The organism is Acinetobacter lwoffii, from assembly GCF_052078135.1.
Lineage (GTDB): Bacteria > Pseudomonadota > Gammaproteobacteria > Pseudomonadales > Moraxellaceae > Acinetobacter > Acinetobacter lwoffii_Z.
Genome location: NZ_JBQGUZ010000004.1, coordinates 124,558 through 140,470, shown reverse-complemented (window position 1 = coordinate 140,470; position 15,913 = coordinate 124,558). Strand labels below are relative to the sequence as shown.

Here is a 15,913-nt window from a genome sequence, read left to right as displayed (position 1 = left end):
TCTTATTCTCCTTGAGAAGCAGTCGCATGTTCACCAGCTACATGAGCTTCAGAAGCAGCCGCTTCGTGAGCAACAGCATCAGTCGCTGCAGCTTCTACAGGAGCTGAATGATCAGCACCGTGATAGTTACTCATATACTTGTGAATCACAGATTCAAACAAACCTTGCTCTACAGAAGAGTAGTAAGTCACAGGATGTGGCTTAGTAGGGTAAGGCTTCATTGCTTCAGCAGCAGCCTTCTCTTCAGGAGTTTCAGCTTTTGCAATAATCGCTTCGATCTGGTGTTTACCACGGTTGCCGTCACGTAAAGTTGCAAATTCAGCTTGGTCTAGAACAGTTTTTTGTACTGCATTAGGGTTAACTGAAGTACCGTTTCCTGCCTGAACAGCAGAAATCCATTCAGCGAATTGAGCATCAGTCACAGAATGTGCACGGAAGCGCATTTGTGAGAAGCCATAGCCTGAATAGTTTGAAGAGAAACCACGATAACCTTCAGCTGGACTAGTTTCATCAGCTAAGAAGTTAAGGTGAGTTTGCATACCTGCCATTGCATAAATCTGACCACTTAACGCCGGGATGAAGAACGAGTTCATCGTGAAGTTAGAGGTTAAACGAAGGCTTACCGGAGTTTGCTCTGGGAAACGCAATTCGTTAACAGTTGCAATGCCTTGCTCAGGATAGATGAAGATCCATTTAAATTGCTCAGCAATAACCTGAACAGTTAATGGCGCTTTATCTGCTTCAATTGGACGGTATGGGTCATACTTGTGGGAACCCCACCAAGTTAACCAAGCTAAAATACCAATAATAATGACAGGGATACCCCATACTACAATTTCAATCGCAGTAGAGTGTGCCCATGTAGGTTTATAGTCTGCGTCTTTATTCGATGCACGATATTTCCAACCGAACCATAATGCCATGATGATTGATGGAATAACCACCAAAAGCATTAAGTAAATCGCAGTCATCATCAGGTTACTTTGACCTGCTGCAACTGGACCTTTAGAGTTCAGAAGTACCATATCACCACCACACCCGGTCAAGAGTGCAGTCATCGCAGATAAAGACAATACAGCTAAAATCGTTTGTCTCATTTTACAACCTCGGTGAAGAGTCCCATTCCCTAATTTAATATGGGATAGCGATTAAAGTGCACATGACAAAAAAGGCTGAATTTTACAAAACATCCTATTAATCACAATACACCGCTACGTTGTAGGGCATTATGCCTGAGATTCACGAACTAAGCTATATCTAGGGCGCTTTAAATGCCTGTAATAAAAACCGATTTTGCTGGTCTGGATTGGGGGGATTTATGGGAATTTTATTTCAATTTCAAAGTTCTGTAATCAAAATGGGATGATATTCATCCCATTTTGTGTATTCCTGCACTATTGTTTCACAACTTGCGTTTTTGCGAGTTTATCGTGCAAGGTTTGACGTTTTTTGCCCAATCCGAAGGCCCAGTCAATAATTAAACTCAGTGGCATAAATACAATATTTAAAAATATGAAAAATACACTACGAATAGTGAAGGCGCGTAACAGGCTGGTCTTTTCACCTGATTCGGCATCTACAATTTTGATTTTCGTCAGCTTTTTACCAATACTTTGGCCTGATTTGGCAATCAGAAAGGCTTGAATGGCCAGCATGATAATCAAATAGACCGCTGTGGCAAGCCACGCCTGCTGAGAAAACATCTCAAACATTTGAGTCTGTAATTGTTGGGCCAGAGCAGGATCTGCATTGCTACTCAGCACGACATTCATGAATTCTTCATTCAGTTGTGCAAATCGGGTTTCCTGTTCAGGTGTAAAAAATGCAGTCAAAATGAAGGTTGCTGGTAACCACAGTAACACATCTACAATTTTGGCCAGTATACGGCTTGGAATACTGGCGAGTTCATTCTTTTGAGTCGCTGTTTGGGTATGAGGCTGTGAATAGGCCGAAGTCGTTGACTGATTGTTCTGGAATACTGGCGTTTCAGGTGTGACTGCCGGAGCGACATACCCTGCAGGTTGATATACCGATTTTCCTTGGGTAAGTTCACCTAAGGCTTTCCACTCTGTCATGCCTTGATGCCATGCCAGGTCAGTCAGCATGACTTGTTGATTCGCCAGCATCTGATTCAATTGCTCGAGCGTATATGGACCAGCTTGTTGATTGTTCCGTGCCAAGTAAATCTGCATATAGACTGAATCTCAATATATAAATGTGAACTAATAATAGCTTTGATCAAGATTGTATTGAATTCTGTTTTGAAAACAAACATCCTCTCATCGTAAGATATAGATTAATTGAGGATTTTCAATCATATTTCTCATTAAAAATGAGCCCATACAAAATTGCAAAGATCTGCATTCTTAAAAATATCTTCCTGAACATTCGATGGTTATTTATTATTATTGCCATTTTGATATGACTTTACTGTTGGTATTTGTTTGTCATTACAGTCTTTATGTGTTGATAAGCGTTGATTTAATTATATTTATAAATTCAATTGTTTAGCTTGTGATTGGGTCTTTAGTTATCAATTTTCAAACAATAAATCATAATATCTATCTCATAAAAAAGACCCTATCAAAGGGTCTTTTTTATTCACAATTGCTTATGCTTTTTGCACTTTTTCTTCAGCCAGGAAGAACCAAGTTTCAAGTACCGAGTCTGGGTTTAAAGACACAGAGTCGATACCTTGTTCCATTAACCATTGTGCAAGATCTGGGTGATCGGAAGGACCTTGACCACAAATACCGACATATTTGCCAGCTTTACGACATGCTTGAATTGCAAGAGAAAGCAACGCCTTAACTGCAGGGTCGCGCTCATCAAATAGGTGAGAGACAATACCCGAGTCACGGTCAAGACCAAGCGTTAATTGTGTCAAGTCGTTTGAACCAATAGAGAAACCATCGAAATGTTCAAGGAACTGATCTGCCAATAAAGCATTGGTTGGAAGTTCACACATCATGATCACTTTAAGGCCGTTTTCACCGCGCTTAAGACCATTTAATGCAAGAAGTTCAATTACACGTTTCGCTTCAGCAACAGTACGAACAAATGGAATCATGATCTGGATATTGGTTAAACCCATTTCATCACGTGCCTTTTTCAATGCACGACATTCAAGTTCGAAGCAATCACGAAAGTTATCAGAAACGTAGCGACTTGCACCACGGAAACCTAGCATCGGGTTTTCTTCTTCTGGCTCGTATAACTTACCACCGATCAAGTTTGCATATTCGTTAGACTTGAAGTCTGACATACGAACAATGACTGGCTTGTCTGCAAATGCAGCAGCAAGTGTCGAGATACCTTCAACCAGTTTCTCTACATAGAATTCAATTGGAGATGCATAACCTGCAGTACGCGCCATGACTGCTGCACGTGTTTCACGTGGAAGGCTGTCAATATTGATTAATGCTTTCGGGTGAACACCAATCATACGGTTAATAATGAATTCAAGACGCGCCAGACCAATACCTGCGTTTGGAATTTGAGCAAAGTCAAATGCACGATCCGGGTTACCCACGTTCATCATTACTTTAAATGGAAGAGCAGGCATAGACTCAATTGAATTCTTTTGAATTTCAAAATCTAGTGCGCCTTCATAGATAAAGCCAGTATCACCTTCAGCACAAGACACAGTCACTTCCTGACCGTCTACAAGAACTTCAGTTGCATTACCACAACCCACGATTGCAGGAACACCAAGCTCACGTGCAATAATTGCTGCGTGACAAGTACGACCACCACGGTTTGTTACAATCGCAGCTGCACGTTTCATGACTGGTTCCCAATCCGGGTCAGTCATATCAGATACAAGAACATCACCGTCTTGTACTTTGTCCATTTCTTTAATAGACGTCACAATGCGGACTTTACCAGAACCAATGCGTTGACCGATTGAACGGCCTTCACAGATCACAGTACCGCGTTGTTTCAACAGGTAGCGTTCCATGGTGCCGACATTTTCACGGCTTTTTACAGTTTCAGGACGCGCCTGAACGATGTAAATCTTGCCATCATCGCCATCTTTTGCCCACTCGATGTCCATTGGTGCACCGTAGTGGTTTTCAATGATCAGCGCTTGTTTAGCAAGTTCTTGTAATTCCTGGTCGTTTAAAGCGAACTGTTGGCGTTCAGCTTTTTCAACATCCACGACAACGACAGATTTACCTGCAGATGCTTCTTCACCATAAATCATTTTCTGGTGCTTAGAACCCAGGTTGCGACGAAGGATCGCGTGTCGGCCTGCATTTAAAAGCGGTTTAGAAATATAGAATTCGTCCGGGTTAACTGCACCTTGAACGACCATTTCACCCAAACCATAAGATGCAGTAATGAATACTGCATCACGGAAGCCTGATTCAGTATCTAGCGTAAACATCACACCTGCAGCGCCAGTTTCTGAACGAACCATGCGTTGTACACCAGCAGACAGGGCAACTACATCATGGGCAAAGTTTTGGTGTACACGGTATGAGATTGCGCGGTCGTTGTACAAAGATGCAAACACTTCTTTGATTGCGATCAGAACGTTATCGATACCACGAATGTTCAAGAAAGTTTCTTGCTGGCCGGCAAAAGAAGCATCCGGCAAATCTTCTGCAGTTGCAGAAGAACGAACGGCAACCGCGATGTCAGGGTTGCCGTTAGAAAGTTCTGCAAATGCTGTACGAACTTCTTGTTCTAATGCAGGCGTAAGTGGAGTATCCACAATCCATTGACGAATTTTTGCGCCAGTTTCAGCAAGTGCATTTACATCATCAACATTGAGTGCAGCAAGCTCTGCATTGATTTTAGCGTTTAGGCCACTTTGCTCGAGAAATTCACGGTAGGCATCGGCAGTCGTTGCGAAACCACCTGGCACAGATACACCAGCATTTGATAAGTGGCTGATCATTTCGCCTAGTGATGAGTTTTTCCCACCGACCAGCTCAACGTCGTGCTTCCCTAATTTTTCCAGACCAATTACGCGCGCTTCCAAAGTTGTTACTCCACTTTTGCAGTATTAATCACTATCTCGGCATGAGAGTATAGCAAATCATCTAGGTTTTTGATTTTACTAAGCGACAGTCATGTAAGATCGGTTTACTATAAAGATTATATAGCACTAAGACAAATGTTGGAGGAGAATTTTAATGTCGGAAGGTAAACAAATTCAGCGTAGTGTTTTCTTTATTTCAGATGGTACCGCCATCACCGCTGAAACCCTTGGACACTCGCTGTTAGCGCAGTTTCCGCATGTGAAATTTGACATTCATATTATCCCTTACATTAGTTCCGAAGAAGCGGCTACAAATGTGGTGGCAGAGATCAATGCAAGAGCTCAAATCGACGGTGAAAAACCGCTGGTATTTGATACCCTAGTTGATCCCTATGTGCGCGACATTATTAATACTGCAAATGCAGTAAATCTCGATGTATTTGAAGGGCTTATTAGCAAATTGGCTGATGAATTAGGCACGATTCCTACAACTTTAGTCGGGCAGACCCACGCGGTGACCGACTCTGAGTCTTATAAGGCCCGTATTGATGCTGTTCATTTTGCTTTAGATAACGACGACGGCGCACGTACCCGTCATTATGATAAAGCTGACCTGATCCTGATTGGTGTATCACGTTCAGGTAAAACCCCGACCTCTATTTATCTGTCTTTGCAGTTCGGTATTCGCGTGGCGAACTATCCACTGACTGAAGAAGATTTGGATGATAACCGACTGCCAGCCGTGCTGCGACCGCATAAAAACAAGCTGTTTGGCCTGATGATTGATGCGGAACGCCTTGTGGCCATTCGTTCTGAGCGTAAGGCCAATAGCCGTTATGCCAGCTTTAGTCAGTGTCAGATGGAGTTGCGTGCGATTGAAGGAATTTATATTTCGGAAGGCATCAAGTACCTGAATGTGTCTGAAATGTCGATTGAAGAAATCTCAACACGTGTGTTGCAAATGACCGGTTTAAAACGTCGAATCGGTTAAGAAACCAGCCAGAGCCAAACTGCGGTTTGGCTTTGATTTATAGCTAAAAATTACAAGTAAGCATTGATTAATCGAAATAATGTATGAATTTTATAATTCTAAGAAAATACCAATTATCATATTCTGAAATATAAGAGAGTCTTCTTTGCTCATTTTGTTGAATAAATCATCATGTCGGTTCTTGATACTTAAATAAAAATCTCATTATCAGCTTACCAATTTTTCATTTTTACTCGCCAGCGTGAGTTATTTTTCTGCTAAATAAGTATGAATAATGATATCGACCGGATGCTGTTCACCATTAATACAATGAATTGTATTTTCCGAAATTTTCAGAATCGGCCAGGTAATCAGCTGGCAATTTTCACGCTGTAGGGCAGCATAATAATGATCTGATTTCAGATAAATTTTACCGGAAGATGCAAGATTTGGCATTAACTGGCGTCTTAGCCACAAATTCTGCACCTGATTTTCTAAAAACCGCAGAGAGAGTAGGCTTTTAATCCGGTTGTTAAATAAGCGGCGATTTTTACCAATCAATGGATGATTAATAATTCGTTGCAGAATTCGGTCGGAACCGGGCAGTACAAAAGCTGGATTAATCTGGAAAACTTTCACCGAACGGGCATGTTGACTGATCTTATCCAGCTGGCTCACGGTAAACTGGTCAGTGCCAATAATCGCAATATCTTTATCTGCATAATCCAATTCTAGCAGTTCGGAAGAGGGTGCTTTAATTCCAGTAAACTGCTGAAAATGTTCGGGGCGATTTTCAAAAATACCAGCGTGTGGATCCTGCTTGGTAGACATTAGAATTCCTTGAATTTATTTAATAATTAATTTTCTTTGTATGAGATATAAACAAAAACTCAAGCCAGGGTAAAGTGAAAAATTTAACTTAGACAGTCATCTATTTGACCAAAATATAAAATCTGACTTTATTGAAGACTGAATGGATTTATATGCAATCCAAAAGGAATGACTTTTAACTTGACGAGATCGACGAAGGAAATAAAGTTGAGTTATTTGTCAAAGAAGAAGCAGTTTAATGGTGTAGTCGATAGAAATGATTTTACTGGGATGTTTCTTTTAGTCATTTATCTTTAAAGATGAAAAACATCTACCCATTGCTGAGAATAGGTAGATGCAACTCTCATTTACTAACCGTTTTTTATTTGCATCAATAGCTCAAAGTTGTGCAGACGTTTGTCAGTGTCATAGATGTCACAAGTAAAGATAAACTCATCCACATCATATTTGGCTAAAAGCGATTCTAGCCCAGCTTTAACGGTTTCTTTGGAACCGACCTGAGCCATGGCAAAAAAATTATCGACTGACATTTTTTCCGGCGGCGACCACAGACCTTTCATGGAGTCAATTGGTGCTTTAAGTTTCAGGCTTTGTCCACGAATCAGTGATAAAACCCGCTGATAGGCACTAGTCGCTAGATATTCTGCTTCTTCATCAGTATCTGCGACACAGGTCGGTACACCCATCGACACATAAGGACGATCCAGGTATTCAGAAGGTTCAAAGTTTTCACGATAAAGCTGAATGGCCTGACCCAGCATACGCGGGGCAAAATGCGAAGCGAAGGAATAAGGTAGACCAAGTTTCGCCGCTAATTGTGCACTAAACAGGCTGGAACCTAAAAGCCATACGGGTACGTGCGTACTTTGACCTGGCGTCGCTACGATACGCTGATGTGGTTCTGGATCTTTAAAATATTGCAGAATTTCCAGAACATCTTGTGGAAACTGATCTTCGGTTTCCTGACGGCCACGACGCAGGGCACGCATGGTCATTTGATCGGTACCTGGAGCACGGCCCAGACCCAGTTCAATCCGGTCCGGATAGAGCGTCGCCAATGTGCCGAACTGTTCAGCCACGACCAGCGGTGCATGGTTGGGCAACATAATTCCGCCAGAGCCTAAAGTTAGGGTTTTGGTATTCGCCAGTAAATAGCCTAAGAGAACTGCGGTTGCTGAACTGGCAATGCCATCCATATTATGATGTTCTGCCAGCCACATCCGGCGATAACCCAATTTTTCTGCTGCTTGGGCAAGTTCCAGCGCATGGTTTAGCGCGAATTGAATAGTCTTGTCGTCACGAACAGGAACCAGTTCGAGTATAGAGAACTGGGTATCGTTAAGCGTACGCATAGTATTACTCTTAAATAGACATCTCTAAAAGCATACGACTTTAGAAGGCGTTTGTATATCGAAAAAAATCGATATAAGTGTAAACCAAAAGATAAAGATAAAAAATAAAGGCAAAAAAATAAGCATCCGAAGATGCTTATAAAGGAGGAAAGAATAAGGGGAGAGAATCTTAACGACGACGGTTGTTATAGCGATAATCGTTATAACGGTAGTTACGAGAAGAGTTATAGCGACGTTCGCTGCGGTCATCATAACGACGGTCTTCGCTGACTTTCTTACCTAAAGCTGAACCACCTGCTGAACCCAGTGCCGCACCGATATAACCACCGTTGGTGCCTGCCATGTTTCGGCCAACTGCATAACCTGCACCGCCACCTAAAGCACCACCGATAATCGCACCATTACGGTCACGTTTATTTGCTGCTACTGCGGCACCCGCACCACCACCAATCGCTGAACCGATTGTTGCACCAGTAGTACCGCCCATTTTATTGCCTACTGCGGCACCAACGACACCACCCAAAGCAGAAGCTAAAGCTGTATTGGTTGTATTGCCTGCATTGGCAGCTGTCATACCCATGGCTGAGGTTGCTACGACAGCGATCATTAGAGATTTATAGTTCATGAGGACACCTTTTATATATCTAGCTATATTTTGTTGATGAGATAAATTTAATCTAGCAAGCGCAAAACAGCATGAAGGCAGTGTTGGCGAATTGTGATTTTTATCTCCTTAATTTATTCATGATGTGGACAGGATAATTCCATGTATTAATGAAAATTCACGTATTAAAGCCACAATAAAAAAAGCACCAAAAGGTGCTTTTCATGTTAAATGTAGCGTCTGGTCTAAACTGCCTGAGCGCAAATTAACGGTAACGTTTTTTCCAGTGTTTAGAGCGTTTTTCAGCTGCTTTATCTTTTGCAATCTTGTTACCTAGTGCAGCACCACCGGCAGCACCCAAAGCTGAACCGATATAACCGCCGTTAGTACCGCCCATATTTTTACCTACGGTATAACCTGCACCGCCGCCTAGAGCGCCACCAATGGCAGATTCAGTCCGGTTTTTTTTGCTGCTTGCAACCGCTGCACCGCCAGCACCACCTAAAGTAGCACCAATGGTTGCGCCGGTATTACCGCCCATGTTTTTACCTAATGCTGTACCTGCAACACTACCTAAAGCACTTGCTGCTGCAACACGCGCTGTACTGTCGGCATGTGCGTTTACGGTCATCATTGAACCAGCAGCTAAAACTGTACTCATTAAAAGTGCGTTGAGTTTCATGTCATCACTCCGTGTCCATCTACAGGACTGTAGTTATTTCGATGCGGAAAATGTAACAAATCATGCCCAAAACAATATGAAGATGTTTCTTCATAATTCCCTGCTTTATTTGGCGAATTGTAAAATCGGCAAGAAATAAGAATAAGATCGACTATAAAAAAAGCAATTCCACTGTTTTTAATCATATTTGTTAACAAATGCTGTAGAGCATGAATGATAGCAACGCGGACTTACTCAATAATGATGTTCATTAGAAGCCAGAGTCGTTAAACTAGGCGCAATTTTTTGATTTCGCTGTGCTAAATCGGTTTTTAGTCACAGCCTATGTTTGAGATTTTTTAAAAAATGAAAGAATCGTTACGTTTACGATTAGACCAACTCTCTGACCGCCATGAAGAATTGACCGCATTACTGGCTGATGTAGAAGTCATTTCTGATAATAAGCGCTTCCGTCAATTGTCACGTGAGCATAATGACTTAACAGAAATTACCAATGTCTGGACCAAGTATAGACAGGCTGAAGAAGACATCGAAACGGCTCAGGCCATGCTGTCAGATCCGGACTTTAAGGAAATGGCACAGGAAGAAATTAAAGAGAATAAAGCTTTAATTGAATCGCTTGAAGCAGACTTGAACATCTTGATGATTCCGAAAGATCCGAATGATGCCAACTCGGCTTATCTGGAGATTCGTGCGGGAACCGGTGGCGATGAAGCAGCGATTTTCTCTGGCGATTTATTCCGTATGTATAGTAAATATGCGGAAAACCAAGGCTGGCGTATTGAAATCCTCTCTGAAAATGAAGGCGAACATGGTGGCTATAAAGAAGTCATCTGCCTGATTAATGGTGACGGGGTTTACGGTCGTCTAAAATTTGAAAGTGGTGCGCATCGTGTACAGCGTGTACCAGCGACCGAATCACAAGGCCGTGTGCATACCTCAGCATGTACCGTTGCGATTCTTCCTGAAATTGATGTCGATACCTCGGTTGAAATCAACTCATCTGATTTGCGCATTGATACCTATCGTGCTTCAGGTGCAGGTGGTCAGCATGTTAACAAAACCGATTCTGCAGTACGTATTACTCATATTCCAACCGGCACCGTAGTGGAGTGTCAGGAAGAGCGTTCACAGCATAAGAACAAGGCCAAAGCGATGGCACTGCTGGTATCACGTTTGGAAAATGCCAAACGTGCAGCAGCAGATGCAGCAACCTCGGAAATGCGTCGTGACCTGGTGGGATCGGGTGATCGTTCGGAACGTATCCGTACTTATAACTATCCGCAAGGTCGTATGACCGATCACCGCATTAACCTGACTTTATACAAGCTGGATGCCGTGATGGAAGGTGATTTGACCGAATTGCTGGATAGTCTGCATCGCGAATATCAGGCGGATCAGTTGGCCATGCTTGCACAGCAGAATGGTGGATAATGAATATTTTACAAGCCTTGGCTTTACGCGGCGAAGCTGAAAGTTACGAACGTCAGGAAAATGCCTGGTTATTGGAACACATCACCAAGATTGATTCATTTGATCTGCTGATGAAAAAGGATCAGGAGTTAACGCCGGAACAGGAACAAGCGTATAAAGACGGGTTGGCGCGTATTGCTGCCGGTGAGCCTTTGGCTTATGTCACTGGTTCACAGCCATTCTGGACTTTGGACCTCAAAGTGACCAAAGATACCTTGGTGCCACGTCCGGATACTGAAGTACTGGTTGAGACGGTATTGAAGTTAGACCTGCCTGAAGATGCCCGTGTGGTAGATTTGGGTACAGGTACTGGCGCAATTGCCTTATCACTGGCATCTGAACGTTCTAACTGGACAGTAACGGCTTCCGATATCTACGAGCCTACGCTTGAGGTGGCGAAATATAATGCGGAACAACATGATATTGAGAATGTAGAATTCGTTCTAGGTTCATGGTTGAAACCATTTGGCCGTCAATTCTTTGATGCCATTGTATCGAATCCACCCTATATCGATGCTGATGATGTGCATATGCAGAATCTGGCGACTGAACCGGAACGTGCGCTGGTGGCAGATAAAAAGGGGCTGGCCGATATTGAAATGATTATTCTGCAAGCCAAGAAGCATTTGACTGTCAATGGTTGGGTGGTGCTTGAGCATGGTTATGATCAGGCAGACGCCGTACAACATCTATTTAAACAGGCGGGTTATAAGCAAGTCCGCACGGTTAAAGATTATGGCGGGAATGATCGCGTAACTTTGGGTCAATGGCCACATTAATCTGTCATCTATCTTTATAAAAAAGCGACCGATGTGGTCGCTTTTTTATTGGATTTTTTCTTTATAAATTCCTGACTGCATCTGAAACCTTAAGTATTTTGAATGATATGACGCCAACGCAGTATAACTAAAAACAAAAAAGCGATGCCAGAGCACCGCTTTCGAGGAATACTTAAAAAAGAATTACATTGGATAGTCTTGTAGACAGTCATAGACTTCTACCTGATCCAAACTGCCAGTTTCCATTGCCAGACAAAGTGCCACAACTTTCAAAGTGTCTGCCAGAGATCTTTCATCTTTCAAGGCAATACCTTGTTGTAATTCATTGATACGTTCTGCCGGAATTTCAAGGGCCTGAGCCGCTTCCACAGCATCTACCTGATTAAAGAAGTGCAGAATTGCATCTTTCAGTTCTGCATCCGATGCATTTAAAATCCCTTGATTCAACTGTTCTGTGATCAGATCAGTCGAAGAAAATAAAGCTTTAGAGAAGTTTTGGACAAGATTTTGCCCAAGCACATCAGTCATCTTTAACATGGAGATACCTTCAACTAGAAAGGAAAATGGAGAGTACAGCCAATAGCAAAAGTGCTATAAATTGAATGAAAAATAATCTATTCTCGGGTAAATTGCAAAGCTTTCCGCGTGACTGTGTAGTCCTGCTAATATATGTTTTAGGGCTTGAAATATATAATCATAATAAAAATAAATGCTTAGAATCCAAGTGTTTTTCGGTAATATTTTTAAAGTCTAAGTTTATATAAATTATCTAATATTATTTTGTCGATACGCGCCTGGACTGACGCCAGTCCACTTTTTGAATGCACGATGAAATGCACTGGATTCCTGAAAATTAAGCTGATCGCTGATCTCTTGTAAACTTTGTTCAGTACGGGTCAGTAACTCAATGGCGGTATCCCGGCGTATCTCATTTTTTAACTGTTGATAGCTGACACCTTCACTTTTTAAACGCCGTTGCATGGTCGCTTCAGACATATTCATTTTTAAGGCCAGTTCATTCAGTTCCAGCCATTCTGCTGGTGAAACCTGTAGCAATTGTCGGCGAATCTGAGTGCTTAAAGCATAGGGATTTTTAAAACGTACCAATAAATTTTGTGGGGTTTGCTGAATAAACTGATACCAGGACTGAGTATCCTGTTTAATCGGCAGTTGCAGATAGCTGGCATCAAATTGCACATAGTTTTCGCTGGCCTGATATTCAATCTGTTCACAAAACCGGACTTTGTAATCGAAATCATCCAGTGGTGCTGCACATTTCAATTGAATCTGATTAAGCAAAATCCGTTGTCCACTTAACCAGCAGATCAGGGTATGAATCAGCATCAGATAAGTCGCATAACTAAACATGCGTTTGATTGCTTTTAAATCATAAATTACGATATAGGCATAGTGTTCCTCAACCATGAGCGTGCTTTGCAGATCGTCCAAAACCAGGTTGAGAAATTGCAGAATGTGTTGCACGGCTTTTTCCAGTGTATCTGCCTGCATAACCATTTTCGAAAGCAATTTAAAACTGCCACGACGCATGGCATGACTGTCCATGCCAAAAAATTCGTCATTCATGCTGTCTGCAAGTACAGTCCATAATTGGGCAAATTGGCTAACGGATACGCGTGCCTTGGGAGCATTCAATACTTCTGCTGGGATATTGGCTTTTTTCAGAATGGCAGGGATATCAAATTGCAGCCGTTTGGCATCCAGCAATGCTTCGTTCACCAGGTCAATCGAGATGGTGCCTTTGCTATATTCCAGTGCAGGCTTATGCATATTCAGTCTGACATCCTTGTTTTCATTGTCCAAATACATCATGCAAGATGCAATATTTGGAAATTGTACAGAATAAAAACTCTGTTTACTCTGCATATTAAGTCGTATCTGAAATAGAAAAATCGCTAGGAAATAAACATGAACATTCAGGGAAAAGTTATTGTGATCACTGGTGGTGCCTCAGGTTTGGGTGCAGCTACAGCGACTCATTTGGTTGAACACGGTGCTAAAGTGATTCTGGTCGATATGAATCAGGAGCAGGGTCAGGCATTACAGCAGCAACTGGGCTCACAGTCTGAATTTGTACAGCTCGATGTGACCGATGAACAGACAGTTGAAGCTTTCTTCGCTCATGTTGAAAGCACATATGGCCAACTGAATGGTTTGATCAACTGTGCCGGGATTGCGCCATCCGCCAAAGTATTGGGTCGTAACGGCATCCATGAATTGGCAATGTTCCAAAAAGTGCTGAATATTAATGTAAACGGTACTTTTAATATGTTGCGTCATGCGGCGGCTTTAATTGCAAAATATGAGCTGCAAGCTGGTGAAGAAGAACGTGGCGTGATTGTGAACACCGCTTCGGTTGCCGCTTATGACGGCCAAATTGGTCAGACTGCCTATGCGGCTTCTAAAGGTGCAGTAGTCGCAATGACTTTACCTCTGGCACGTGAACTGGCCCGTGAAGCGATCCGTGTCATGACCATCGCGCCGGGCATTATGGAAACTCCGATGCTGAAAGGCATGCCGCAAAATGTCCAGGATGCTTTGGGGCAAATGGTGCCGTTTCCACCTCGTCTGGCAAAACCACAGGAATTTGCCCAGCTGGTGGGACATATTTTTGAAAATAGTTATTTAAATGGTGAGGTCATTCGTCTGGATGGCGCAATCCGTATGCAGCCTAAATAAGTCTTCGATTTATATAGGACATGATGATTTGCACATCTGTAAATTTCTCATTGAATTTAAATGAATTTGCTCAAGCATGCATTTTCTTTTGAAGGATCAAAAGAAACAAAAATCCTTTGCGAAACTGAAGATACATCCCTGTATCTCAGTTTCGCAGGCGACATCCATGCCGCCTTATCCGACGTGCCAACGATCTCAATAGTAAAAAGCTTGAAGTAAATAAAATAGATATAGAAAGGGAAGTTCAATGATTTTAAATGACGAACAAAAAATGATTCAGGACATGATGCGCAATTATTCGCAGCAGAAACTGCAACCGACAGCGGCCCTACGCGACAAAACTGCACAATTCCCAGCACAAGAACTTAAAGAGCTTGGTGAGCTTGGTGCATTGGGTATGACAGTGGCTGAAGAATGGGGTGGTGCAGGTCTGGATTATGTGTCACTGGTCTTGGCGCTAGAAGAGATCGCCGCAGGTGATGGTGCAATCTCAACTATTATCAGTGTGCAGAATTCTTTGCCTTGTGGCATTACCCAGCGTTATGGCACAGAAGCACAAAAACAGCAGTATTTAACCAAACTGGCAACAGGTGAATGGCTCGGCTGCTTCTGTTTGACAGAACCTCAGGCCGGTTCGGATGCCAGTTCGCTGGAGTGTAAAGCCGAACGTGATGGTGATGAGTGGGTGTTAAATGGCACCAAGCAGTTTATTACCACAGGGAAACATGCACAGATTGCATTGGTCTTTGCGGTGACTGATAAAGCGGCGGGGAAAAAAGGTATTTCATGTTTTCTGGTGCCGACCGATGCACCGGGTTATATCGTGTCACGCCTAGAAGAGAAAATGGGTCAGCATTGTTCGGATACCGCGACCATCGTTCTGGATAACTGCCGGATTCCTGCTGCCAACCTGCTAGGTCAGGAAGGTGAAGGCTATAAAATTGCCTTGTCAAATCTTGAATCGGGTCGGATCGGCATTGCAGCACAATCAGTCGGTATGGCGCGGGCTGCACTAGATGCTGCGGTAGAGTATGCCAATCAGCGTAAATCCTTTGGGGTGGAACTGGTTCAACATCAGGCAGTAGCATTCCGGCTTGCCGATATGGCCACTCAGATTGAAGCGGCGCGACAACTGGTCTTGCATGCTGCAACCTTAAAAGATGCAGGCTTGGCATGTTTAAAAGAAGCATCGATGGCAAAACTGTTTGCATCCACCATTGCAGAGCGAGTCTGTTCAGATGCGATTCAGATTCATGGTGGCTACGGCTATGTGTCGGATTTTCCGGTTGAGCGAATTTACCGTGATGTGCGAGTAAGCCAGATTTATGAAGGTACATCAGATATTCAACGACTGGTGATTGCGCGTGAGGTGTGTCAACGCTGATTTTTAATTTAAAAAAACACACTTTGATTGATGTTCAAATCCGGCACTTACATTGATGGATATGGAAATTGCAGGGATTCAACTGAACATGATGATCTAAAGACATACAGTGCGAATAATCGAAAAATAAGCCTTATTCATGTTCTAGTCC

The 15,913-nt window shown here is 42.7% G+C and carries 14 protein-coding genes; 5 read left to right on the top strand and 9 right to left on the bottom strand.

The features are described 5' to 3' along the window. Positions 1-2: 2 nt before the first annotated feature. The 3 genes from cyoA to ppsA form a co-directional block, all read right to left on the bottom strand. Entirely contained in the window at positions 3-1,097 is a 1,095-nt protein-coding gene (gene cyoA, locus ACTL4S_RS04210) for a ubiquinol oxidase subunit II (protein ID WP_004278784.1), read from the bottom strand. Positions 1,098-1,394: 297 nt separating this feature from the next. Then, entirely contained in the window at positions 1,395-2,192 is a 798-nt protein-coding gene (locus ACTL4S_RS04205) for an RDD family protein (protein WP_441298816.1), read from the bottom strand. A 419-nt stretch (positions 2,193-2,611) separates the two neighbouring features. Then, a complete protein-coding gene (gene ppsA, locus ACTL4S_RS04200) occupies positions 2,612-4,990 on the bottom strand; it encodes a phosphoenolpyruvate synthase (RefSeq protein WP_004278782.1) in 2,379 nt (792 codons plus the stop codon). A gap of 154 nt (positions 4,991-5,144) precedes the next feature. Between ppsA and ppsR the strand changes: the two genes are divergently transcribed. Continuing rightward, positions 5,145-5,981 (top strand): posphoenolpyruvate synthetase regulatory kinase/phosphorylase PpsR, encoded by an 837-nt coding sequence (gene ppsR, locus ACTL4S_RS04195; protein WP_004278781.1) that lies wholly within the window; start codon positions 5,145-5,147, stop codon positions 5,979-5,981. Between the two features lie 246 nt (positions 5,982-6,227). Here ppsR and ACTL4S_RS04190 read toward each other — a convergent pair whose 3' ends face one another. The 4 genes from ACTL4S_RS04190 to ACTL4S_RS04175 all read right to left on the bottom strand — a co-directional run bounded on the left by ACTL4S_RS04190 (position 6,228) and on the right by ACTL4S_RS04175 (position 9,429). Then, positions 6,228-6,791 carry an NAD(P)/FAD-dependent oxidoreductase gene (locus tag ACTL4S_RS04190; protein ID WP_441298815.1) on the bottom strand — a complete coding sequence of 188 codons (564 nt, stop codon included), beginning with the start codon at positions 6,789-6,791 and terminating at the stop codon, positions 6,228-6,230. A 350-nt stretch (positions 6,792-7,141) separates the two neighbouring features. Next, a complete protein-coding gene (locus ACTL4S_RS04185; protein WP_441298814.1) occupies positions 7,142-8,143 on the bottom strand; it encodes an LLM class flavin-dependent oxidoreductase in 1,002 nt (333 codons plus the stop codon). Between the two features lie 169 nt (positions 8,144-8,312). After that, on the bottom strand, positions 8,313-8,768 hold the full coding sequence (locus ACTL4S_RS04180; protein ID WP_004278778.1) for a hypothetical protein: 456 nt from the start codon (positions 8,766-8,768) through the stop codon (positions 8,313-8,315). A gap of 244 nt (positions 8,769-9,012) precedes the next feature. After that, positions 9,013-9,429 (bottom strand): hypothetical protein, encoded by a 417-nt coding sequence (locus ACTL4S_RS04175; RefSeq protein ID WP_441298813.1) that lies wholly within the window; start codon positions 9,427-9,429, stop codon positions 9,013-9,015. Positions 9,430-9,774: 345 nt separating this feature from the next. Here ACTL4S_RS04175 and prfA point away from each other — a divergent pair, with 345 nt between their 5' ends. Together prfA and prmC are read left to right on the top strand one after the other, a co-directional pair. Then, the gene (prfA, locus tag ACTL4S_RS04170) at positions 9,775-10,863 is read left to right on the top strand and encodes a peptide chain release factor 1 (protein ID WP_004645400.1); all 1,089 of its coding nucleotides are present in this window, start codon (positions 9,775-9,777) and stop codon (positions 10,861-10,863) included. Further along, positions 10,863-11,681, top strand: a complete 819-nt coding sequence (gene prmC, locus ACTL4S_RS04165; RefSeq protein ID WP_441298812.1) for a peptide chain release factor N(5)-glutamine methyltransferase — start codon at positions 10,863-10,865, stop codon at positions 11,679-11,681. The genes prfA and prmC overlap by 1 nt, the downstream gene beginning before the upstream one ends. A gap of 183 nt (positions 11,682-11,864) precedes the next feature. Here prmC and ACTL4S_RS04160 read toward each other — a convergent pair whose 3' ends face one another. Together ACTL4S_RS04160 and ACTL4S_RS04155 are read right to left on the bottom strand one after the other, a co-directional pair. Then, on the bottom strand, positions 11,865-12,218 hold the full coding sequence (locus ACTL4S_RS04160; RefSeq protein ID WP_004645396.1) for a hypothetical protein: 354 nt from the start codon (positions 12,216-12,218) through the stop codon (positions 11,865-11,867). 228 nt (positions 12,219-12,446) lie between these two features. Next, positions 12,447-13,469, bottom strand: a complete 1,023-nt coding sequence (locus ACTL4S_RS04155; protein ID WP_441298811.1) for an AraC family transcriptional regulator — start codon at positions 13,467-13,469, stop codon at positions 12,447-12,449. 138 nt (positions 13,470-13,607) lie between these two features. On the opposite strand from ACTL4S_RS04155, the gene ACTL4S_RS04150 reads away from it, so the two are divergent. Both ACTL4S_RS04150 and ACTL4S_RS04145 read left to right on the top strand, forming a co-directional pair. After that, complete coding sequence (locus ACTL4S_RS04150; protein ID WP_114541115.1) at positions 13,608-14,378, top strand: SDR family NAD(P)-dependent oxidoreductase; 771 nt, start codon at positions 13,608-13,610, stop codon at positions 14,376-14,378. A 247-nt stretch (positions 14,379-14,625) separates the two neighbouring features. Next, positions 14,626-15,762, top strand: coding sequence for an acyl-CoA dehydrogenase family protein (locus ACTL4S_RS04145; protein ID WP_441298810.1), 1,137 nt, complete (start codon positions 14,626-14,628; stop codon positions 15,760-15,762). Positions 15,763-15,913: the final 151 nt, after the last annotated feature.

What these genes read in the sequence shown, in the direction of transcription:
- cyoA (WP_004278784.1), bottom strand. Translation starts at nt 1,097, where the DNA reads ATGAGACAAACGATTTTAGCTGTATTGTCTTTATCTGCGATGACTGCA.
- ACTL4S_RS04150 (WP_114541115.1), top strand. Translation starts at nt 13,608, where the DNA reads ATGAACATTCAGGGAAAAGTTATTGTGATCACTGGTGGTGCCTCAGGT.
- ACTL4S_RS04155 (WP_441298811.1), bottom strand. Translation starts at nt 13,469, where the DNA reads ATGCATAAGCCTGCACTGGAATATAGCAAAGGCACCATCTCGATTGAC.
- prmC (WP_441298812.1), top strand. Translation starts at nt 10,863, where the DNA reads ATGAATATTTTACAAGCCTTGGCTTTACGCGGCGAAGCTGAAAGTTAC.
- ACTL4S_RS04145 (WP_441298810.1), top strand. Translation starts at nt 14,626, where the DNA reads ATGATTTTAAATGACGAACAAAAAATGATTCAGGACATGATGCGCAAT.
- ACTL4S_RS04185 (WP_441298814.1), bottom strand. Translation starts at nt 8,143, where the DNA reads ATGCGTACGCTTAACGATACCCAGTTCTCTATACTCGAACTGGTTCCT.
- prfA (WP_004645400.1), top strand. Translation starts at nt 9,775, where the DNA reads ATGAAAGAATCGTTACGTTTACGATTAGACCAACTCTCTGACCGCCAT.
- ppsR (WP_004278781.1), top strand. Translation starts at nt 5,145, where the DNA reads ATGTCGGAAGGTAAACAAATTCAGCGTAGTGTTTTCTTTATTTCAGAT.
- ACTL4S_RS04205 (WP_441298816.1), bottom strand. Translation starts at nt 2,192, where the DNA reads ATGCAGATTTACTTGGCACGGAACAATCAACAAGCTGGTCCATATACG.
- ACTL4S_RS04190 (WP_441298815.1), bottom strand. Translation starts at nt 6,791, where the DNA reads ATGTCTACCAAGCAGGATCCACACGCTGGTATTTTTGAAAATCGCCCC.
- ACTL4S_RS04175 (WP_441298813.1), bottom strand. Translation starts at nt 9,429, where the DNA reads ATGAAACTCAACGCACTTTTAATGAGTACAGTTTTAGCTGCTGGTTCA.
- ACTL4S_RS04160 (WP_004645396.1), bottom strand. Translation starts at nt 12,218, where the DNA reads ATGTTAAAGATGACTGATGTGCTTGGGCAAAATCTTGTCCAAAACTTC.
- ACTL4S_RS04180 (WP_004278778.1), bottom strand. Translation starts at nt 8,768, where the DNA reads ATGAACTATAAATCTCTAATGATCGCTGTCGTAGCAACCTCAGCCATG.